Genomic DNA, 321 nt, shown 5'->3' with positions numbered 1-321 from the left:
TTCGACATCGAGCCGGCCTTCGGGATTGGGGAGGCGCAGGCGCGGGAAGTTCAATGGGGAATTCAACAGTAGTCCCTTGATCCTGCTATAGGCGGCTGCCGACCGGTTGAACTGGTTCCACCCTTCTATGGCGCCTTCGATTGGTGCCAGCGCGCGTCCCGAGATGATCGAGGCCGCAATCACCATGCCGCCCGTCAGTTCGCCGGCGAGCGACAGATGTGCGCCCCAGCCGAGCAGGGTGACCTGGGTGATCATGCGGCAGGCCTTCGATATGCCGGAGAAGATGATATTGCGGTCCTGTGCCTCGACTTGCGATTTCAG

Annotated in this window: 1 pseudogene; it reads right to left on the bottom strand. The window is 61.4% G+C overall.

Annotated features, from left to right (window positions below):
- Positions 1-321 (bottom strand): annotated as a pseudogene (locus tag EOD29_RS31010) (type I secretion system permease/ATPase); the annotation flags it as partial.

The sequence above is a fragment of the Mesorhizobium sp. M1A.T.Ca.IN.004.03.1.1 genome (assembly GCF_003997555.1).
GTDB lineage: Bacteria > Pseudomonadota > Alphaproteobacteria > Rhizobiales > Rhizobiaceae > Mesorhizobium.
This window is presented reverse-complemented; position numbering and strand designations above follow the sequence as displayed.